This window comes from Halopseudomonas formosensis (assembly GCF_900115905.1).
GTDB lineage: Bacteria > Pseudomonadota > Gammaproteobacteria > Pseudomonadales > Pseudomonadaceae > Halopseudomonas > Halopseudomonas formosensis.
Genome location: NZ_FOYD01000001.1, coordinates 96,035 through 117,001, shown reverse-complemented (window position 1 = coordinate 117,001; position 20,967 = coordinate 96,035). Strand labels below are relative to the sequence as shown.

At 64.6% G+C, this 20,967-nt stretch carries 19 protein-coding genes; 9 read left to right on the top strand and 10 right to left on the bottom strand.

The window, feature by feature from the left end:
- Positions 1-11: 11 nt before the first annotated feature.
- Positions 12-1,370, bottom strand: coding sequence for a metalloprotease PmbA (gene pmbA / locus BM046_RS00580; protein WP_090535960.1), 1,359 nt, complete (start codon positions 1,368-1,370; stop codon positions 12-14).
- A 95-nt stretch (positions 1,371-1,465) separates the two neighbouring features.
- On the opposite strand from pmbA, the gene yjgA reads away from it, so the two are divergent.
- The 3 genes from yjgA to egtB all read left to right on the top strand — a co-directional run bounded on the left by yjgA (position 1,466) and on the right by egtB (position 4,291).
- Positions 1,466-1,990, top strand: a complete 525-nt coding sequence (gene yjgA, locus BM046_RS00575; protein ID WP_090535958.1) for a ribosome biogenesis factor YjgA — start codon at positions 1,466-1,468, stop codon at positions 1,988-1,990.
- Positions 1,991-2,096: 106 nt separating this feature from the next.
- The gene (gene egtD / locus BM046_RS00570; RefSeq protein ID WP_177197753.1) at positions 2,097-3,080 is read left to right on the top strand and encodes an L-histidine N(alpha)-methyltransferase; all 984 of its coding nucleotides are present in this window, start codon (positions 2,097-2,099) and stop codon (positions 3,078-3,080) included.
- Entirely contained in the window at positions 3,077-4,291 is a 1,215-nt protein-coding gene (egtB, locus tag BM046_RS00565; RefSeq protein WP_090535954.1) for an ergothioneine biosynthesis protein EgtB, read from the top strand. Before egtD ends, egtB begins: the two co-directional genes overlap by 4 nt.
- A 17-nt stretch (positions 4,292-4,308) precedes the next feature.
- Here the strand turns inward: egtB and BM046_RS00560 are convergent, their stop codons facing one another.
- From BM046_RS00560 to bioB, 9 genes are all read right to left on the bottom strand, one after another.
- Positions 4,309-4,746: a T6SS amidase immunity protein Tai4 family protein gene (locus tag BM046_RS00560; RefSeq protein WP_143084119.1), complete on the bottom strand. Its 438-nt coding sequence runs from the start codon at positions 4,744-4,746 to the stop codon at positions 4,309-4,311.
- Positions 4,747-4,759: 13 nt separating this feature from the next.
- Positions 4,760-5,038 (bottom strand): PAAR domain-containing protein, encoded by a 279-nt coding sequence (locus tag BM046_RS00555; RefSeq protein WP_090535951.1) that lies wholly within the window; start codon positions 5,036-5,038, stop codon positions 4,760-4,762.
- Positions 5,039-5,200: 162 nt separating this feature from the next.
- The gene (locus tag BM046_RS00550; protein ID WP_090535948.1) at positions 5,201-7,006 is read right to left on the bottom strand and encodes a phenylacyl-CoA dehydrogenase; all 1,806 of its coding nucleotides are present in this window, start codon (positions 7,004-7,006) and stop codon (positions 5,201-5,203) included.
- Positions 7,007-7,266: 260 nt separating this feature from the next.
- The gene (locus tag BM046_RS00545) at positions 7,267-7,575 is read right to left on the bottom strand and encodes a hypothetical protein (RefSeq protein ID WP_090535946.1); all 309 of its coding nucleotides are present in this window, start codon (positions 7,573-7,575) and stop codon (positions 7,267-7,269) included.
- Between the two features lie 47 nt (positions 7,576-7,622).
- Positions 7,623-8,333, bottom strand: a complete 711-nt coding sequence (gene bioD / locus BM046_RS00540; protein ID WP_090535943.1) for a dethiobiotin synthase — start codon at positions 8,331-8,333, stop codon at positions 7,623-7,625.
- On the bottom strand, positions 8,330-9,139 hold the full coding sequence (gene bioC, locus BM046_RS00535; protein ID WP_090535940.1) for a malonyl-ACP O-methyltransferase BioC: 810 nt from the start codon (positions 9,137-9,139) through the stop codon (positions 8,330-8,332). Before bioC ends, bioD begins: the two co-directional genes overlap by 4 nt.
- Complete coding sequence (locus BM046_RS00530; RefSeq protein WP_090535937.1) at positions 9,132-9,848, bottom strand: alpha/beta fold hydrolase; 717 nt, start codon at positions 9,846-9,848, stop codon at positions 9,132-9,134. The genes bioC and BM046_RS00530 overlap by 8 nt, the downstream gene beginning before the upstream one ends.
- Complete coding sequence (bioF, locus tag BM046_RS00525; protein WP_090536837.1) at positions 9,845-11,017, bottom strand: 8-amino-7-oxononanoate synthase; 1,173 nt, start codon at positions 11,015-11,017, stop codon at positions 9,845-9,847. The genes BM046_RS00530 and bioF overlap by 4 nt, the downstream gene beginning before the upstream one ends.
- A gap of 119 nt (positions 11,018-11,136) precedes the next feature.
- Complete coding sequence (gene bioB / locus BM046_RS00520) at positions 11,137-12,192, bottom strand: biotin synthase BioB (RefSeq protein WP_090536835.1); 1,056 nt, start codon at positions 12,190-12,192, stop codon at positions 11,137-11,139.
- Positions 12,193-12,260: 68 nt separating this feature from the next.
- Here bioB and BM046_RS00515 point away from each other — a divergent pair, with 68 nt between their 5' ends.
- The 6 genes from BM046_RS00515 to BM046_RS00490 all read left to right on the top strand — a co-directional run bounded on the left by BM046_RS00515 (position 12,261) and on the right by BM046_RS00490 (position 20,966).
- The gene (locus BM046_RS00515) at positions 12,261-13,034 is read left to right on the top strand and encodes a ComF family protein (RefSeq protein ID WP_090535935.1); all 774 of its coding nucleotides are present in this window, start codon (positions 12,261-12,263) and stop codon (positions 13,032-13,034) included.
- A gap of 73 nt (positions 13,035-13,107) precedes the next feature.
- The gene (locus BM046_RS00510; protein ID WP_090535933.1) at positions 13,108-14,082 is read left to right on the top strand and encodes a serine/threonine protein kinase; all 975 of its coding nucleotides are present in this window, start codon (positions 13,108-13,110) and stop codon (positions 14,080-14,082) included.
- 118 nt (positions 14,083-14,200) lie between these two features.
- Positions 14,201-16,003 carry an acyl-CoA dehydrogenase gene (locus BM046_RS00505; protein WP_090535931.1) on the top strand — a complete coding sequence of 601 codons (1,803 nt, stop codon included), beginning with the start codon at positions 14,201-14,203 and terminating at the stop codon, positions 16,001-16,003.
- Positions 16,004-16,349: 346 nt separating this feature from the next.
- On the top strand, positions 16,350-19,655 hold the full coding sequence (mscK, locus tag BM046_RS00500) for a mechanosensitive channel MscK (RefSeq protein ID WP_090535928.1): 3,306 nt from the start codon (positions 16,350-16,352) through the stop codon (positions 19,653-19,655).
- A gap of 72 nt (positions 19,656-19,727) precedes the next feature.
- Positions 19,728-20,294 (top strand): elongation factor P-like protein EfpL, encoded by a 567-nt coding sequence (gene efpL / locus BM046_RS00495; protein ID WP_090535925.1) that lies wholly within the window; start codon positions 19,728-19,730, stop codon positions 20,292-20,294.
- Between the two features lie 9 nt (positions 20,295-20,303).
- The gene (locus BM046_RS00490; protein WP_090535923.1) at positions 20,304-20,966 is read left to right on the top strand and encodes an alpha/beta hydrolase; all 663 of its coding nucleotides are present in this window, start codon (positions 20,304-20,306) and stop codon (positions 20,964-20,966) included.
- Position 20,967: the final 1 nt, after the last annotated feature.

The window sequence follows — 20,967 nt, the reverse complement described above, 5'->3', positions numbered from 1 at the left end:
CTCCGGCGCCCTCAGGCACCCCCGACGGTCATGCCATCCACCAGCCAGCTGCCGGTGAGGTAGTTGCCACGCCGTTCGGTATCCGAGCCCACGCAGCGCAGATTGAGGAACATCTCCCGCAGGTTGCCGGCAATGGTGACTTCGCGTACAGGGTGGCTGATCACGCCGTTCTCCACCCAGAACCCGCCGGCGCCACGGGAGTAGTCGCCGGTCACGCCGTTGACACCCTGCCCCATCAGCTCGGTTACCAGCAGGCCGGTGCCCATTTCCTTCAGCAGCGCCGCCAGATCACCGGCGTTGGCGCTGATATGCAGGTTGTGCACACCTCCGGCATTGGCGGTACTCGGCAGCTTGAGCCGACGCCCGGAGTAGGTGCTCAGCACCCAGCTCTGCAGTACCCCGTCGCGTACGAAGGCCTGCTTGCGGGTCGCCAGGCCGTCGCCATCGAAGGCAGCACTGCCCAGGGCCCGGAGCATGTGCGGGCGCTCGTCGATGGTGACCCAGTCGGGGAAAATCTGCGTCCCCATGGCATCGAGCAGGAAGGTCGACTGACGATAGACAGCGCCGCCGGAGATCGAATTCACCAGTTGCGCCAGCAGACCGGCGGCCTGATCCGCGGCAAACAGCACGGGCACCCGGGCCGTGTTCACCGGCCGCGCACCAATGCGCGCCAGGGTGCGCTCGGCGGCCTTGCGCCCCAGGGCCTCGGGACTCATCAGGCGCTCGGCCAGACGATCCACGGTATACCAATAATCCCGCTGCATGCCGTCTTCGGTGTTGACGATGAGCACCGCCGAGGCGCTGTGCCGGGAGCCCAGTGAGCTGCCGATGAAACCGTGACTGTTGCCATAGACCCGGCAGCCCTGCTGGGAGCTGATATTGGCGCTGTCACTGCTCAGCCGCCCATCCAGCTCCAGCGCCGCCCGCTCACAGGCCAGCGCGCGCTCGATGGCCTGCTCGGCGGTCAGGGTCCAGGGATGATAGAGATCCAGATCCGGCAGATCCCTGGCCATCAGCTCGGCGTCGGCCAGGCCGGCACAGGTATCCACCGAAGTATTGCGGGCGATGGCCAGTGCAGCGCTTATGGTCGAGCGGATGGCCTCGTCCGAGGTATCCGAGGTACTGGCCGACCCCTTGCGCCCGTCCAGATACAGGGTGATGCCGAAGCCCTGATCGCGATTGAGCTCCACGGTCTCGACCTCGCCCTGGCGCACGCCCACCGACAGGCCGGTGTTCTGGCTCACCGCCACTTCGCAGGCATCTGCGCCCTGACGCGAGGCCTCGTCCAGGATGAAGGCGACCCGCTGCTCAAGCATCTGACGCAGGGCCCGGGGATCCTCGAATTGCTGTTCGGAAAGCTGTTGGCTCATGTGATCTCCTTGTTGCCGGTCATTGTACCCCGGACAGCCAGCCTGTGAACGGGTATCATGTCGCCTTGATCAGTAGCGGCAGACAGGCAGCAACCATGACAGAATTTCCTGAAGAGCATGACGGTCCGCAGGACGAAGAGAAAAGCAAGAGCCAGATCAAGCGCGAGATGCAGGCCTATCAGGAACTGGGGCGCCGCCTGGTTGAGCTCAAACCCGCGCAGCTGGAGAAGCTGCCGCTGACCGACAAGCTCCGTGCCGCACTGGAAGAGGCCCACCGCCACACTGCCCGCGGCGCACTCAAGCGCCACCTCAGTTTTGTCGGGAAATTGATGCGCGAGCAACCCGATCTCGAGGCCATTCAGGCCTATGTCGAGCGCCTGGACAGCAGCAGCCAGGCCCACGCCCAGTATTTCCACCAGCTCGAGCGCTGGCGTGACCGCCTGCTGACCGGCAGCCCCGAGGAGCAGGAAGCCTTCATCGCCGCCTACCCTGACGCCGACCGCCAGACCATTCGCCAACTGGTACGCCAGGCCCAGAAGGAAGCAGCGGAGAACAAGCCGCCGGCGGCATCGCGCAAGCTGTTCAAGATGATCCGGCAGGTGGCGGAGAACGCCGACTAGAGTTCCATTACGGGCATCCGCCCATCGGATGCCCGTCCGTCAATACGCATGGCAGACCCGGCCCGCTGTGCCAGACTCAGTGGGAGCCTCAACCACCGGAGTCGCCGTGAATACAGCCACGCCCTTACCCCGTCTGGAAAACCTGCTGCCACCGGATCAGGCGAAAGAAAAACAACAACTGCTCGACGGCCTGATGCAATCCCAGGCCAGCATCAACCCCAAGTTCTTCTACGATGAGATCGGCTGCCAGCTGTTCACCCGGCTGTGCGACCTGGAAGAGTACTATCCCACCCGCACCGAGGCCGGTATTCTCCGGCACTACGCCGACGAGATCAGCGCCACCCTGCGCCCGCAGGCGCAATGGGTCGATCTGGGCTGCGGCGACTGCAGCAAGACCCGCAGCTGGCTGCAGCATTTCAGCCCGTCCCGGGTGATCGGGGTGGATATCGCCGGCGACTACATCCGTGCCTGCCTGGCCAATATTGCCGACGGCTACCCCGACCTCGAATGCGTGGGCGTGGTCAGCGACTTCACCCGCCGTCTTGATCTGAAGGAGCTGCTCGCCGAAGAAGCGGACAGCCCACCGGTATTCTTCTACCCCGGCTCCTCCATCGGCAACTTCGACCGCAATCAGGCCCTGCGATTGCTGCGGCGTATCCGTGAGCACTGCGGTCAGCGCGGCCAGTTGCTGATCGGCGCGGATCTGGTCAAGCCATTGCCGGTAATGGAAGCGGCCTACAATGACAGCCAGGGGCTGACCGCCGCTTTCAATCTCAACGTCCTGCAGGTGGTCAACCGACTGCTGCAAGCCGACTTCAATCCCGACGCCTTCGAGCACAGCGCTGTCTATGACGCCCGGAACAGCCGCATCGAGATGCGCCTGATCGCCACCCGCCCGCAGACCGTGCGTCTGGGCAGCTCCGCCGTTCGCCAGTTCCGCTGCGGCGAATACATCATCACCGAGCACTCGCACAAGTACACCCCCGCCAGCTTCGGCCTGCTGCTGGCAGAGGCCGGTTTCCCTCGCCAGCAGATGTGGACCGATGCCCGTGGCTGGTTCGGCATCTTCCTCGCGGAGCCCAACGCATGAGCCGGCAACCGCCCACCATGGCTGCAGGCGGTGAGCTTGTTCGCCGCTACCAGGGCATACGCCGGCACAGTCTGGCACTGGCCGAGGGGCTCAGTGCCGAGGACTGCCAGCTCCAGTCGATGCCCGAGGCCAGCCCGGTCAAATGGCACCTGGCCCATACCAGCTGGTTCTTCGAGACCTTCATCCTGCTGCGCCTGCCCACCCCGTTAGCGGCCTTCAACCCTGCCTACGCGGTGCTGTTCAATTCCTACTACGTAGGCATCGGGCCGCGGCATGCACGCCCACAGCGCGGACTGCTGTCCCGCCCGTCCCTGGAACAGGTGCTCGCATACCGGGAACATGTCGACCGGCACCTGAGCGAGCTGCTGGCGGACAACCAGCTCGGTGCGGACGCACTGGCGCTGGTCGAACTGGGGCTCAATCATGAACAGCAGCATCAGGAACTGCTGCTCACCGACCTCAAGCATCACTTCTCCTGCAATCCCCTGCTTCCCGCCTGGCGGCCGAGCGGCCCGGACCCGGCGATGCCCGAACACAACCGCCATGCGCCCCGGCGACTGCCGCTGCCCGGCGGTCTGGTGGAAGTGGGCCATACCGGAGCGGGCTTCTGCTATGACAATGAAACGCCCCGCCACCGCGTGTGGCTGGAGCCCTTTGCACTGGCCAGCCGCAACGTCACCAATGTGGAATATCTGGAGTTCATGCTCGACGGCGGTTATCAACGCCCCGAGCTCTGGCTGTCAGACGGGTGGGACGCGGTCTGTGAAGGAGGCTGGCAAGCCCCGCTGTACTGGCAGCATGGGGACGAGGGCTGGCAGGTCTTCACCCTGCACGGGCCGATGGCCATGGAGCCGGCGGCGACTCTGAGCCATGTCAGCTTCTACGAGGCGGACGCCTTCGCCCGCTGGGCCGGTGCCCGTCTGCCAACCGAAGCGGAATGGGAACATGCCGCCACTCGGAGCACTGAAGTGGAGGGGCTGCATGATGAAGTCTGGCAATGGTGCAACAGCGCCTACCTGCCCTACCCCGGCTTCCGTCCGGCGGCCGGCGCGGTGGGCGAGTACAACGGCAAGTTCATGATCAACCAGATGGTCCTGCGCGGTGGCTCCCTGGCCACCCCGCCCGGCCACAGCCGCCCGAGCTATCGCAACTTCTTCCCGCCCTGGGCGCGCTGGCAGTTCAGCGGAATACGGCTGGCCTGGGATGCATGAGCAGCGCCGGGAGCGATTCAGTCCGGCCTGTCGATATAGCTGTCCTGATCCCGCACCAGCGTCTCGAACTCAGACGAGGACAGCACCTGCAGGCAACTGGCGAATGCATTGTCACCGCCCTGCTTCATGACTGCCGGTTCGGCGGCCGCCTGCCGCAGAATGTATTCCCTTACCGCGGCATAGGGATCATGCAGCACCTCCAGGGTATCCTCGTCCTGCACGATGCGGTGAGCGCCTTGCCCCAGAAAGTGATAAGCGCCGACAGCCGCCTGCGCATCCTCGGTGAATCCCGGCTCCGAGGGATAGGCGTCTGCCAGGCAGCTGGCCAGCGCATAATGGCTCAGCATCCGGCGGGCATGCGCCACGTCGTCCGTGGACGCGGTACAGGCCGTCAAGACCGATGCCGTCACCAGTGAAAGGACCTTCAGCACTCCCGTTCTGAGCGCGGTCAACATGCGTGCGCCCTGCTCAGCCGCCGATATGAATGGTGCCGTCCGGCAGCAGGGTATTCGAGCCGGCGGGGCAACCGCAGGCGACGTAGTCACCGGCGCGGGCGGCGGGTCCGGCGGGCAGCATGACGGTGCGCGGACCAACCGCGACTATGGGCCCGACGCCCTTCTTGCATTTCGGGCAGGTCGCCTTGTGCCCGACCGAGCTGGCTACCAGGCCATCAAACTGGATGCCCGGGTTGCCTTCGATCACTGCGCCGCCGGTGGAGGTCCTGGAACCTATACCTATCTTGATCATTGCCGCTTCAATTCCTGAAACCGGTGAGCTGAAGCGGCCATGATCCCGGTGAATCCGCAGTGGGGCAAAACCTTTGTCCTGCCATTGGGATCTGGTTCACAGGGCACAAAAAAGCCGCCCCGGTTTCCCGGGGCGGCTTTTTGGATCACCTGTCGCTGGCTATCAGTAGCCCAGCGAGAAGTTTTCCTCGTCCATGGCCATCAGGTTGTCGGAACCGGACAGCATGGCTTCAACGTGGGCGCGGGTGCGCGGCAGGATGCGCTGATAGTAGAACTGCGCAGTCTGCAGCTTGGCCTTGTAGAAGCCTTCCTCGCTGGTGCCGGCGGCCAGCTTCTCGGCAGCGACACGGGCCATGTCGGCCCAGAAGTACGCCAGGCAGACGTAGCCGGAATACATCAGGTAGTCCACGGAGGCGGCACCGACCATTTCGCGGTCCTTCATCGCGGCCATGCCGATCTTCATGGTGATGTCAGTCCATTCCTTGTTCAGGTTGGCCAGCGGGCCTACCAGGTGCTTGATGGCTTCGTTACCTTCCTGGGCCTTGCAGAACTTGTGCACGATCTTGGTGAAGTTCTGCAGGGTGGCGCCCTGGGTCATCAGTACCTTGCGGCCCAGCAGGTCCAGTGCCTGGATGCCGGTGGTGCCTTCGTACAGCATGGAGATACGGGCGTCACGCACGTTCTGTTCCATGCCCCACTCGGAGATGAAGCCATGACCGCCGTAGATTTGCACGCCGTGGTTGGCAGCTTCGAAACCGACTTCGGTCATGAACGCCTTGGCGATCGGAGTCAGGAAGGCCAGCAGGGAGTCAGCCAGTTTCTTCTGTTCTTCGTCCTTGCTGCGCTTGATGATGTCGACCTGCTTGGCAGCGAAGTACACCATGGCGCGGTTGCCTTCGGCAAAGGCCTTCATGGTCAGCAGCATGCGGCGCACGTCAGGGTGCACGATGATCGGGTCAGCGGGCTTCTCGGGCGCCTTCGGACCGCTCAGGGCACGCATCTGCAGACGCTCGCGGGCGTAGGTGATACCACCCTGGAAGGCTACCTCGGCATGGGCCAGCCCCTGCAGAGCGGTACCCAGACGGGCAGTGTTCATGAAGGTGAACATGCAGTTCAGGCCTTTATTCGGCGGCCCGATCAGGAAACCGGTGGCGTTGTCGAAGTTCATCACACAGGTAGCGTTACCGTGGATGCCCATCTTGTGCTCCAGGGAGCCGCAGTTCACACCGTTGCGCTCGCCCTTTTCGCCGTTGGCGTCGGGCAGGAACTTGGGCACGATGAACAGGGAAATCCCCTTGGTGCCGGCCGGTGCATCGGGCAGGCGGGCCAGGACGATATGAACGATGTTCTCGGCCATGTCGTGCTCGCCAGAGGAGATGAAGATCTTGGTACCGGAAATGCGGTAGCTGCCGTCTTCAGCCGGCTCAGCCTTGGTGCGCAGCATGCCCAGGTCGGTGCCGCAGTGGGGTTCGGTCAGACACATGGTGCCGGTCCACAGGCCGGAAACCAGCTTGGTCAGATAAACCTGCTTCTGCTCTTCGGTACCGTGGGCTTCGATGGTGTTCATCGCGCCATGGGACAGGCCGGGGTACATGCCCCAGGACCAGTTGGCCTGACCGACCATCTCGCTGATGGCCAGACCCAGGGAGTCGGGCAGCCCCTGACCACCGTATTCGGGATCCAGGGACAGGCTCGGCCAGCCGCCTTCAACGAACTGCTGATAGGCTTCCTTGAAACCGGTGGGGGTCTTCACACCTTCCGGAGTCCATGTGCAGCCTTCGATATCGCCCACGCGGTTCAGCGGCGCGATAACCTGCTCGCAGAACTTGGCACCCTCTTCCAGGATGGCATTGACCATGTCAGGAGTTGCGTCTTCGCAACCCGGCACGCTCTGATAATGTTCTTCATAACCCAGTACTTCGTCGCGTACGAAACGAATGTCGCGCAGGGGAGCCTTGTATTCGGGCATGTGTACTGACCTCAACGATGAATTTTGGAATAGGGACGGCGACGAGCCGGACGGCCCATTCAAACACGTGTTTGAAACTTACGTTTTAGCCTGGATATTGTCAACCCCTTTTACGGGTGATGGATTCATAGCATTCCCGATCACTTCCTTCAAACCGCGCAGGCCGGAGCGCACCGAACCGCGCGGCGACGCGAGCAGTGGAAGGACTCATGGAACGGGATCAACGGCGCACCCGGACAGGTGCGCCGACAGGCGGCAGGTCAGGCGTGAATGTCGATCAGGGTGCCGAGGATCTCGTCGGCGGTATCGATGATGGAGGCACCGGCTTCGACTTCCTGCCGGGCCTGTTCGAGGGCAACGAGGGCGCTGACCATGTCCACCGGGCGGTTGCTTTCCACTGCGGTGCTGGCCACCGGCTGCGCCGTGGCAGCCTGCAGCGGCACGGACCCGGCCGCCGCCGGGTTGACCAGTGCCCCGGCCCGGGCAATCTCCGCCGCCGCTGTGTTGGCGCGGTACTGGCCCTGGCGGACGGCGTCGAAGCCGGAGGAAATCAGATCAAGGGACGCCATGGCATACCCCCTTCAACAATAGTGGCAATGTGCCTATTCAAGCATAATCAGCGCAGGCCGGATAGTCCGCCGGTCGCCCCGAGCAGACTGTCCAGCTCCAGATGATCCGCCACGCCGGCGGCGCTCAGCGGGTCCAGGCGCGGTACCACGCCCAGCAGCGGCGCCTTCATCAATGCCCGCAGGCTGTCCAGATTGGATTGCTGGCGCTCCATGTGCGGATCGACCTGATTGGCCACCCACCCCGCCAGGCGCAGACCATCGGCGGCAATGGCCTCGGCGGTCAGCAGAGCATGGTTGATGCAGCCCAGACGCAATCCCACCACCAGAATCACCGGCAGCTTCAGCTCGATGGCCAGGGCCGCCAGAGTCTGCTCGCCGTTCAGCGGCACCCGCCAGCCACCGGCTCCCTCGACCAGTGTCAGATCGGCGCCACGGGCGAACACCCGCCGACAATCATCCGCCAGCTGGGCTGCGGTCAGCTGCAGTCCGGCTTCCCGGGCTGCTATATGGGGGGCAATCGGCGGCTCCAGCGCCACCGGGTTGAGCAGATCATAGTCCAGGCTCGGCGCGCATTCGGCCTGCAGGGTCAGGGCGTCATCGTTTCGCAGTCCTTCGGCACTGCGCAAGCACCCCGCCGCTATCGGCTTGACTGCGGCGGTGCTCAGCCCGCGCCGCCGGGCGGCATGCAGCAGACCGGCGGCGATGGTGGTCTTGCCGATCTCGGTATCGGTACCGGTAACAAAATAGCGGTGACTCATGCGGATACTCCTGTGCGCCCCGGCTGCTTGAACATCACCACCTGGGCCACCTGCCAGCTCGCCGGCAGCCCATGCTCGGTGCGGAATTGCTCGTAGGCGGCAGTCAACCGGCGCGCGCGTGCCTTGCCGGTCAGACCGGAAGGTCGCCCGGCGTTCAGATTCACCGCTCCCAGCGCCTTCAGCTCCTGGGTCAATTCCCCGAGTCGCGGGTAGAACAGCACGTGGCGCTCCACGTCGCACTGCCAGTCACCGAAACCGGCGTCGTCGAGCAGTATGGTCAGCTCGGTGAGCGACATGAAACTGTTCACGTGCACCAGATTGTCCACGGCCTTCCATGACTGGCGCAGCTCTTCCAGACTGCCCTCCAGCAGGGTATTGAAGGCCAGACAGCCGCCCGGCCGCAGCACCCGCCAGGCTTCGGCCAGCGCCTGATCCAGTCGGGGACACCATTGCATGGCGAGGCTGGAGAAGATCAGGTCACGGGACTCGCTGCGCAGCGGCAGCCGTTCGGCGTCGGCGGTTATCCAGTGATCCAGCCCGGGACTGTGCTCATTGGCGTGACGGAGCATGCCCTCGGCCAGATCCAGACCGATGACAGGCGTGTCGAAACAGGCCGCCAGGGCCCGGGTGAAGTGGCCGGTACCGCAGCCAAGATCAAGGATATCCCCCGGCACGAAGTCCCGCGGCAGACGTCCCAGCAGGTTGCTGCCGACGGTGCGCTGCAGCGCAGCCGCCTTGTCGTAGGTGGGCGCCGCCCGACTGAAGGACTCGGCGATCAGCCGCTTGTCGAGCGTAGCCTCATTCATGGGTACCCTCCAGCCAGTCGACGATCTGCTGGGCCAGCCAGCCGGGCTGCTCCAACGGCAGTACATGGCTGGCCTGGTAATGGGTGACCACCCGTGAGGCCGGATGCAGCTCCCCCATCGCGCTGGCGGTCACGCTCGGCACCAGCGCATCCTGGGCGCCGAAGCAGTGCAGCATCGGCTGGGAGGGATTGCGCAGGGCCACGCGGTTGTCCAGCATGCCCAGCACCGCCAGACCGTGCAGGCGCTGCTCATCATTCAGCTCATCCCACTGCAGATGACGGATCCAGTGCCGGGCCTGGGTACTGCCCTGACTGACCAGCAGGGCAAAGCGCCGCAGGGTTTTCTCCGGGTCCTCGCGGTAACCCTGATAGAAGCTGCGGAAGGTGTCGGTCGTCATCGCGGTGGGCCAGTCACGACGCTCGACGAAGCAGGCATTGCTGGCCAGGGTGGCTACCGCAGGGAAATGTTCGGGGAAGCGCCGGTTCAGCTGCACTGCCAGCATCCCGCCCAGCGACCAGCCAACCAGAACGCCCGGCTCGATACGCTGGGCCAGGGAGCTCAGGTCGGTTTCCAGACTGGACAGCTGGATGGCCGGCAGCGGTTCTATGGCCACCCGCACCTCCGGCAGCAACGCCTGCAGCGCTTCGCGCAGGGGCTCCATGGTATCGGTGGCCATTGCCCAACCGGGCAACAGGGTGATCGGCTTCATGACTGAAACTCCGGTAATTCGGCAAGGGTCTGCTGCAGGGCCTCCAGCAGACGATCCACATCGGTCTCGGCATGGGCCGCGGACAGGGTAACACGCAATCGGGCTGTCCCCTGGGGCACCGTCGGCGGTCGTATGGCGGTGACCAGAATCCCCCGCTGGCGCAGCCCCTCGGACAACCGCAGCGCCCGGGCACTGTCGCCCACCAGGATCGGCTGGATCGGAGTGGGGCTGTCCATCAGTTGCAGGCCAAGCTGCGCGGCACCGGCGCGCAAGCGCTCGATCAGCCGCGCCAGGTGTTCACGGCGCCAGCTCTCCTCGCGCGCCAGGCGCAGGCTCGTCAGCGTCGCCCAGGCCACGGCCGGTGGCTGGCTGGTGGTATAGATGTAGGAGCGGGCAAACTGAATCAGGGTTTCGATCAATTCCTCGCTGCCGGCAATGAAGGCACCGGCCGTGCCGAACGCCTTGCCCAGGGTGCCGACCAGCACCGGTACCTCCTCCAGACTCAGCCCCTGCTGCTGGACTATGCCACCCCCGGTGGCCCCCAGACAGCCGAAGCCGTGGGCATCATCGACCATCACCCAGGCACCGTGACGGCGTGCCTCGGCGCACAGCTCCGGCAGCCGCGCCAGATCGCCGTCCATGCTGAACACCCCGTCGGTCACCACCAGGGTATTGCCCTCGGCCTTCTCCAGCCGCTGGCTCAGGCTTTGGGGATCATTGTGCAGATAGCGGGAGAAACGGGCGCCACTGAGCAGTCCCGCATCCAGCAGGGAAGCATGGTTGAGCCGGTCCTGCAGCACGGTATCGCCCTTGCCGACCAGCGCCGTGATGGCACCCATGTTGGCCATGTAGCCGCTGGACATCAGCAACGCCCGGGGCCGGCCGGTGAGTTCGGCCAGCGCTTCCTCGAGCGCATGGTGGGCACCACTGTGCCCCACCACCAGATGCGAGGCGCCGCCGCCAACGCCCCAGCGACGCACACCCTCGACCATGGCCTCGGCCACCTCGGGGTGGTCGGCCAGTCCAAGATAATCGTTGCTGCAGAAGGCCAGGAACGACTGGCCATCTACCTTGACCCGCACGCTCTGCGGGGACTCCAGCAGCGGACGCTGGCGGTACAGATGGGCGGCACGGCGCTCGGCCAGCCGCCCGGATAGATCGAAGGACATGATGAACCCCGGCAACAGGCCAGACGCATTCGGCCTGCGGTGCAAATGTAAAAAGCGCGGACCGCCCATCGGACGACCCGCGCACTGCAAAGATCTGCGCTGCAGCGGGCCGCTGCCGGTCAGCCTGCCGCGGCGTTGGTGAACAGGGCGCTGTCGCGCTGCTCGATCAGGGCCTGCTCGATGGCCGCCTGATGCACCTCATCGTCATGCTCCTCGCGCTCCTCGGGCTTGATGCCCAGACGCTCGAACAGCCGCATGTCCTTGTCGGCCTGGGGGTTGCCGGTGGTGAGCAGACGGTCACCGTAGAAGATCGAGTTGGCGCCGGCGAAGAACGCCAGCGCCTGGGTCTGATCGTTCATCTGCTCGCGACCGGCGGACAGCCGCACGTGGGACCTGGGCATCATGATCCGGGCGACCGCCAGGGTACGGATGAAGTCGAAGGGATCCACGTCCTCGGCATTCTCCAGCGGCGTACCTGCAACCTTGACCAGCATATTGATCGGCACGCTCTCGGGATGTTCCGGCAGATTGGCCAGCTGGATCAGCAGACCGGCACGATCCTCCAGGGACTCGCCCATGCCGAGGATGCCGCCGGAGCAGATCTTCATGCCCGCATCACGCACATAGGACAGGGTCTGCAGGCGTTCACTGTAGGTGCGGGTGGTGATGATGTTGCCGTAGAACTCCGGGGAGGTATCCAGGTTGTGGTTGTAGTAGTCGAGACCGGCCTCGGCCAGGGCCTGGGTCTGCTCCCGGGTCAGCTTGCCCAGGGTCATGCAGGTTTCGAGACCCAGCTCACGGACACCACGCACCATTTGCAGTACATAGGGCATGTCCTTGTCGGAGGGGTGCTTCCAGGCGGCGCCCATGCAGAAGCGGGTGGCGCCAATGGCCTTGGCGGCGGCGGCCTCGTCCAGCACCTTCTGCACCTGCATCAGCTTTTCCTTGTCCAGGCCGGTGTTGTAGTGGCCGGACTGGGGGCAGTACTTGCAATCCTCGGGGCAGGCTCCGGTCTTGATCGACAGCAGGGTGGATACCTGCACCCGGTTGGCATCGAAATGCTGGCGATGCACCGTCTGGGCCTGGAACAGCAGATCATTGAAGGGTTGGCGCAACAGGGCCAGCACTTCGGCCGGGGTCCAGTCATGGCGGGTAGCGGGCGCAGTCATCGAAATATCCTTGGTAGCAGAGGTCGGAACAATTCCACGCATGATAATCGCCGCCCGGAGACTGTCAACCTGAAATGAGACAACTGGTTTACAAGTGGATAAATATTAATCAGATCAACCGCTGCCTGCTGTGCCTCGGCAGTGCCGCCGGTTCCCCCGACTGCATCTGCCCGCCCTGCCTCGACGATCTGCCCTGGCTGGGACCGGCCTGTCGTCAGTGCGCCCTGCCGCTGAGCGCCGAGGGTCTGCTGTGCGGAAAGTGCCAGCAGCGACCACCGGCGTTCAGTCAGGTGATAGCACCGCTGCGTTACCGCTTTCCGATCGACAGCCTGATACCCGCCTTCAAGCATCAGCACCGCCTGACCTGGGGTCGCCTGCTGGCCCGGCTGCTGCAACAGGCGGTAATCCACCACTACCAGGACCGGCAACTGCAGCTGCCAGATGCGGTGATTCCGCTGCCGCTGCACCGCAGCCGCCAGGCCCGCCGTGGTTTCAACCAGGCCATGGAGCTGGCCCGGCCCATCGCCCGCGCCCTGGATATTCCGCTGGACTATCGCAATCTGCGGCGCCGGCGCGCTACCACTGCCCAGCAGGGTCTGGATGCCCGCGCCCGGCAGCGCAACCTGCGCGACGCTTTCATCTGCCGTCACCCGACGCGTCTCGCCGGTCGTCACCTCGCCCTGGTCGATGACGTGATGACCACCGGCACCACCGTCAACGAGGCCAGCCGCACCCTGCTGCAGGCCGGCGCTGCCAGCGTCACCGTCTGGTGCGTGGCACGGGTGGACGCCCCGGACAACCCGACCGTGACCGAGACAGACGGCCCCGCCGAGCGGCAATTGGGGTAAGCTGGACGCAACGCAACATCACCCGTTGACGCGGCCTGCCCAGGGCGGCCGCTGACAGCCTGGAACAGACTACATGAGCCACCCCTTTGCCCAACTGACTCCCGATACCGTACTGGATGCGGTGGAATCCCTGGGCTTTGCCAGCGATGCACGCACGCTGACCCTCAACAGTTACGAGAACCGGGTTTTCCAGATCGGCATCGAGGACGGCGTACCGCTGATCGCCAAGTTCTATCGCCCCGGTCGCTGGTCCGACGAGGCCATCCTCGAGGAGCACCAGTTCTCCCTGGAGCTGGTCGAACGGGACATCCCGGTCATACCGCCGATGGTGATAGACGGACGCACCCTGTTCGAGTTTGCCGGGTTCCGCTTCAGCCTGTTTCGCCGTTTCGGCGGCCGCGCACCGGAGCTGGACGACCCCGACCACCTGCTGATGCTCGGCCGCCTGGTAGGCCGTCTGCATGCGGTGGGCGCCATGCGGCCCTTCGAGCATCGTCCCGAACTCAGCGTTCAGGCCTTCGGCCATGACAGTCTGGCCTGGCTGCGTGAACACGATTGCGTGCCCGAAAGCCTGCGCCCGGCCTACTTCTCGGTGGCCGATGACCTGCTGGCCCGGGTGGAGGAGATCTGTCAGGCCCATCCCCATACCAGCATCCGCCTGCACGGCGATCTGCATGTGGGCAACCTGCTGTGGCGCGACGACAGCCTGTACATGGTGGACATGGACGACTGCCGCCAGGGCCCGGCGATCCAGGATCTGTGGATGATGCTGTCCGGGGAACGGGACCAGCGTCAGGGCCAGCTGGCAGAACTGGTCGAGGGCTACAACGAGTTCCATGATTTCGACCCGCGCCAGCTGCCGCTGATCGAATCCCTGCGCAGCCTGCGCCTGATCCACTACAGTGCCTGGCTCGCCCGGCGCTGGGACGACCCGGCCTTTCCCATGCACTTCCCCTGGTTCGCCAGCGAGCGCTACTGGGCCGAGCAGATCCTGACCCTGCGCGAACAGCGCGCGGCGCTGGATGAGCCGCCCCTGCGACTGTTCTGATTCCGCTTCATCAATTCCGTCAATGGCTGTTCCAGCCGACCCATGTGCCGCATACACTGCGGCACATCCTTATACCCGCCGCCTACAGCGGCAGTGCCTCAGCATCAGGAATGCCGTCATGACAGATACTCTGCTCGATTCACGCAACCTGGCTTTTGAGCTGTACGAAGTACTCAATGCCGAAGAACTGACCCAGCGCGAACGCTTCGCCGACCACAATCGGGAAACCTTCGATGCCGCCCTGGCCACCGCACGCCAGATCGCCGAGAAGTACTTTGCACCGCACAACCGCAAGAATGACGAGAACGAGCCCGAGTTCGTCGATGGCAGCGCCGTGCTCATCCCCGAGGTCAAGCCGGCGGTGGATGCCTTCATCGAGGCCGGTTTCCAGAACGCCGGACGCAGCTACGAACAGGGCGGTATGCAACTGCCCAACCTGATCTCACGCGCCTGCTTCGCCCACTTCCAGTCGGCCAACATCGCCACTTCCTCGTACCCGATGCTGACCATGGGCGCCAGCAACCTGATCGGCACCTTCGGTACCGAAGACCAGAAAAAGCGCTTCTTCGAGCCCATGCTCGAAGGCCGCTTCTTCGGCACCATGGCCCTGACCGAGCCCCATGCCGGCTCCTCGCTGTCGGACCTGCGCACCCGCGCCGAGCCGGCCGGTGACGGTACCTACCGCATCAAGGGCAACAAGATCTTCATCTCCGGCGGAGATCATCCGCTGTCGGAAAACATCGTGCACATGGTCCTGGCCAAGCTGCCCGACGCCCCGCCCGGCGTGAAGGGCATCTCGCTGTTCATCGTGCCCAAGTTCCTGGTCAACGACGACGGTAGCCTGGGCGCACGCAACGACGTGACCCTGGCCGGCCTGTTCCACAAGATGGGCTGGCGCGGCACCACCTCCACCGCGCTCAACTTCGGTGACAACGACAACTGCGTGGGCTATCTGGTCGGCGAGCCGCACAAGGGCCTGTCGTACATGTTCCAGATGATGAACGAAGCCCGCATTGGTGTCGGCATGGGTGCCATCATGCTCGGCTACGCCGGCTACCTGTACTCGCTGAACTACGCCCGGGAGCGTCCGCAGGGTCGCCACCCCGATGGCAAGGATCCGACCAGCCCGCAGGTGCCGATCGTCGAGCACGCCGACGTGCGCCGCATGCTGCTGACGCAGAAGGCCTATGTGGAAGGTGCCTTCGACCTGGGCCTGTTCTGCGCCCGTCTGGTCGACGATGGCAAGACCGGCTCCACCGACGAACAGCGTGAGCTGGCCCACGAGCTGCTCGACCTGCTGACCCCCATCGTCAAGTCCTGGCCCTCCGAGTTCTGCCTCAAGGCCAACGAGCTGGCCATCCAGATCCTCGGCGGCCATGGCTATACCCGCGAGTACCCGGTAGAACAGTACTACCGTGACAACCGCCTGAACCCGATCCACGAAGGTACCCACGGCATCCAGTCGCTGGACCTGCTGGCTCGCAAGCTGACCCAGAACAAGGGCGCTGGTCTGCGCCAGCTCAATGGTCTGATCCAGGACAGCATCCAGCGCGCCGCCGAGTACCCCGGCCTGCAGGAACTGCGCAGCGCCCTGGAGCAGCTGACCCAGCGTCTGCAGAGCGTCACCGCGGCCCTGCTCGGCGACCTGGGCGCCGGCAAGGTCAACGAGACCCTGGCCAACTCCGCACTGTACATGAAGGTGTTCGGTCATGCAGTGGTCGGCTGGCGCTGGCTGGAGCAGGCGATCCGCGCCGAAGAGGGCCTGGCCCGCGGCAACGCTGCGGATGAAGCCTTCTATCGCGGCAAGCTGCAGGCCGCCCGCTACTTCCTGACCTGGGAAGTGCCCGCCTGCAACCACGAGCTGAACCTGCTCGAAGCCCGCGACCAGACCTGCATGGAAATGCAGGACAGCTGGTTCTGACGCCCCCTTCGCACCGAGGGCGGTGCTCCTACAGCGAAACCACGATCCTGTAGCAGCACCACCCCCGGCGCGAACCTCCCCCACAAATCCGCCCCCGCTGCGAACCCGCATTCCCCCCACCACCCGGCACCTGCCGCTCCACCTGTAGGAGCACCGCCCCGGTGCGAACCCGCACGCCCCGTTCTCCGAACCAACCCGCCCCCCACCCGGTCACGCCCTGCCTGTAGGAGCACCGCCCCCGGTGCGAAGGGCTTCGCCCCTATCCGCAAGCCCCCACCCGCCCCTGTCTTTCCTTCCCCCGCCACGACGTCTAACCTAGCCATCAGCACATTGCGGATTGCTTTCCATGTTTCGCCTCTATTTCACCGTCCTGACCCTGTTCACCTGCCTGTGCCTTGCTCCCCTGAGCCAGGCACAGGAGGCCGACAAGGCCGAACTCAGCCCCATCGAGAAGCTGCAGGCCGATATCGCCGCGCTGCCCGACAGCGGCCGATCCGCCGCCGAGCAGGAGCAGTTTCTCGAAGTCTGGCAGCAGACGCTGGCAGCCCTGCAGCAGACCGAGTCCCTGCGCGAGCAGCAGGAAGCACTGCAGACCACCCTGGACCAGGCGCCGGAAGAACTGCGCCGGCTGCGCCAGCAGCTCGAGGCCCTGCGTCCGGCCGACGAGGAGCAGCTGCACCAGCGTTATGCCAGCCGCACCCTGCAGGATCTGGATGTGACCCTGGGCGAGCAGGTCTCGCGCATGTATGACTGGCAGAACGAACTGACCGCCATCAACAGCGAGCTGATCGCCGCCGAAACCCGCCCGGAGAAAACCCAGAGCCGCATTTCCGCCAATCAGACCCGGGCCAATGAACTCAATGAACAGCTGCGCCAGCTGCAGCGCCAGGCCGGCAGCCAGTTGAATCGGGCGCGGGAGCGGGCGATCCAGGCGGAGCTGGAGCAACTCGAACTGGCCAATGCACTGCTGCGCCAGCAGCTGTCGGCCAACAACACCCTGCTGGAGCTGGCCAACGTCCGGCGCCGCCTGCTGCTGGCGGAGCTGAACCGGATCGAGCAGGAGATCAACGCGCTGCAGGACGTCATCGACGACAAGCGCCGCAGCCTGTCCGAGCAGGTGATCAGCGATACCGCCGCCGAATCCATCGAGATCAGCAATCACCAGCTGCTGCACAAGCAGAGTCTGACCAACCAGCGGCTCAGCGAGGAGCTGCTCGCCACCTCCAACCGCATCAGCGCCCTGTCCCGGCGCAATATCCAGACTACCCAGCAGCTGGATTATCTGACCCAGCAGGAAAGCGCCCTGGATCAGCAGATCAGCGTGCTTGAAGGCAGCCTGCTGCTGTCACGCATCCTGCACCAGGAGAAGCAGGCACTGCCGCTGGTACGCATCGACAGTTCGCTGACCGACTCCATCGCCGACATGCGCCTGCGCCAGTTCGAGCTCAACCAGCAGCGCGAGGAACTGCGCAACCAGGAGGCCTATCTCAACCGGCTGCTGAGCCAGTTGCCGGAGGAACAGCGCGAGCCCCTGCGCGAGGATCTGCAGCAGCTGATCCGCAGTCGGGTGGTGCTGGTCGAACAGCTCAGCACCCATATCAACACCCTGCTCGGCGAGGCCGTGGCGCTGCAGATCAATCAGGACCAGTTGCTGCAGCTGAGCACCAAACTGCGTCAGACCATTGATGACCAGCTGTTCTGGGTGGCCAGCAACCCGCCGATCAACCGCAACTGGCTGCTCAACCTGCCGGCCCAGGCCCTGTCCCAGCTGCAGGTTCTGCAGCCGCTCCGGCAGACCCTGCGCCTGCTGCTGACGCTGAAGGACAATATCGGCTGGCTGGCCCTGATCCTGGCGCTGACCGCCATCCCGGTGCTGCTGCGCAAGCGGCTGGCGGCGCGGCTGCAGCTGCTGCACGATGAGGTCGGTCACTACCTGCGCGACAGCCAGCGCACCACGCCACTGGCCCTGCTGCTGACCGCGATCTGGGTGTTGCCGCTACCCATCTTCCTCGGTGCCACCGGCTTCGGCCTGCGCTATGGCGACACCCCCGCCATGCCGACCCTCGGTCAGGCGCTGCAGCATCTGGCGATGACCTGGTTCGTGCTGCACCTGCTGTACCGGCTGTTCGACCCCCAGGGCATCACCCGCCGGCATTTCCGCTGGTCGGCGGACAAGGTCGCCCGGCTGCGCCGGCTGACCCGTCAGCTGGCGTGGATACTGCTGCCCATGGTGCTGATCATCAGCCTGGGTACCAGCAACCCCGAGCATCTGGACAAGGACGTGATCGGTCGCGCGGTGATGATTGTCACCCTGTGCCTGTTCAGTCTGCTGGTATGGCGCTTCATGCGCCGCAGCGAGCCGTTGAACAACTCGCGGGTGTTCCATTACAGCGCCCTGCTGATCCTGGTACTGACGCCGCTGGTGCTGGCCGGCATGACCTTCTGGGGCTACCACTACACCGCCATCCGCCTGGCCGACCGCATGATCGACACCCTGTACCTGATCACCGCCTGGATGCTGCTGCAGGGCATAGTGGTGCGCAACCTGCGGGTTGCCGGGCGGCACCTGGCCTACCAGCGCGCCCTGAGCAAGCGCCAGGCGGAGGAACACGCCAACGGCAACGGCTCGCACAGCGAGGCGGTGCTGGAAATCCCCGAACTCAAGCTGGAGCAGATCAACCAGCAGTCCCTGCGCCTGGGGCGCCTCGCGCTGCTGGTGCTGTTCAGCGTACTGGTCTATCTGGTCTGGTCCGACCTGATCAGTGCGGCCTCCTATCTGGAATCCATCACCCTGTGGGAGTACAACAGCGGCACCGCCGACAACCCGCTGATGAAGCCATTGAGCGCCGGCGACCTGCTCAGCGCCATCATCATAGTGCTGCTGACCATCGCCCTGGCGCGCAACCTGCCGGGATTGCTGGAGATCCTGGTGCTGTCACGCATGGATCTGCGCCAGGGCAGCAGCTATGCGATCACCACCCTGCTGTCCTACCTGATCGTCAGTGTCGGCATCGTCGGCTTTCTCGCCAGCCTGGGTGTGAGCTGGAACAAGCTGCAATGGCTGATCGCCGCCCTCGGCGTGGGTCTGGGCTTCGGCTTGCAGGAAATCTTCGCCAACTTCGTTTCCGGCCTGATCATCCTGTTCGAGCGCCCGGTACGCATCGGCGACGTGGTCACCATCGGCAACCTGTCAGGTACGGTGAACCGGATCCGCATCCGCGCCACCACCATCACCGACTTCGACCGCAAGGAGATCATCGTGCCGAACAAGACCTTCGTCACCGAGCACCTGATCAACTGGTCGCTGTCCGATACGGTTACCCGGGTGACGGTCAAGGTGGCGGTGGCCAACGGTTCTGATGTGACCCTGGTGCGCGAGCTGCTGCTGAAGATCGCCCGGGACAATCCCCGGGTACTGGATGACCCCGAACCGCTGGTGTTCTTCCTCGAATTCAACGACCACCGCCTGGAACACGAGCTGCGCATGCATGTGCGCAAGCTGGACGACCGCAACCCGGCGATCGACGAAACCAACCGGGAAATCGACCGCCTGTTCGCCGAGCACAATATCGAGATCGCCGCCCGCCAGGTCGACGTCAACCTGGTCAGCAAAGCGGGCCTGGAGAAGCTGATCGACAGCCGTCAGGAGTGATACGGCGGCGCTTGCGCGGCATCGGGGTGCCGCGCAAAATAGCGCCTTTCTTCCCACCACCGAGCCCGTACCATGCCAAAAGCCGCCGAACTGAAGAAAGGTCAGATCGTCCAGATCAACAACCAGCCCTATATCGTCTCCCAGATCGATATCAAGAGCCCCTCTTCCCGCAGCGGAACCACCCTGTACAAGGTCCGTTTCAACCATGTGCAGACCGGGCAGAAGCTGGAGCAGAGCCTCACCGGCGATGACGTCCTCACCCCCATCGACTTCCAGAAGCGCGCCATCCAGTTCCTCTATCAGGATGCCGACGGCTACACCTTCATGGATAACGAGGACTTCACCCAGTTCACCCTCAGCCCCGATGCGCTGGAAGATCAGATCCCCTATCTGTACGACGGCATCCAGGGCCTGTATGGTCTGGTGGTCGAGGGCAATCTGATCGGCGTGGAGCTGCCGGCGGTGGTGGAAATGCCGATTGCCGAAACCCCACCGGCGATCAAGGGTTCCTCGGCCAGCGCCCGTACCAAGACCGCACGCTTTGCCAGCGGTCTGGAAATCCAGATTCCCGAATATCTCGAGACCGGTGAGGTGGTACGCATCAACACCGAAACCGGCAAATACATGTCCCGAGCCTGAGGTAGATTGATGTCCAGCGAAGCCCTGATTATCGAGTCCCCCGCCCCAGCCGACGCCTGCGTGATCTGGCTGCACGGTCTGGGTGCCGACCGTTACGATTTCGTGCCCGTGGTCAGGGCGCTGGAGCTGCCCGCCGATCACCGCGTGCGTTTCATCTTTCCCCAGGCGCCGACCCGGCCGGTGACCATCAACAACGGCTTCCCCATGCCCTGCTGGTTCGACATCCTGGCCATCAGCCCGCAGCGGGTGATGAATACCCAGCAACTGGATGAGTCCGTGGCCATGGTGCGGGAACTGGTAGCACAGCAGATGGCCCAGGGCATTGCCGCCGAGCGCATCGTGCTGGCCGGCTTCTCCCAGGGCGGCGCCATCGTCCTGCGTGCGGCGGTCGACAGCGAGCTGCCGCTGGCCGGTGTCATGGCCCTGTCCACCTATGCCCCGACACTGGCCGAGGCGCTGGAACGGCACAAGGGCCCGGCCCTGGAGGTGTTCGTCGCCCACGGCGAGTATGACGACATTCTCCACGCCAACCTGGGCCGCGAGGTGCATGACCTCATGGCCGCGGCCGGTCACCGCTGCCAGTGGCACGCCTATGCCATGGGTCACGAGGTCTGCCCGCAGGAGATCGGCGACATCCGCCAGTGGCTCAGCGGGCGTCTGGGACTTCGCTAAC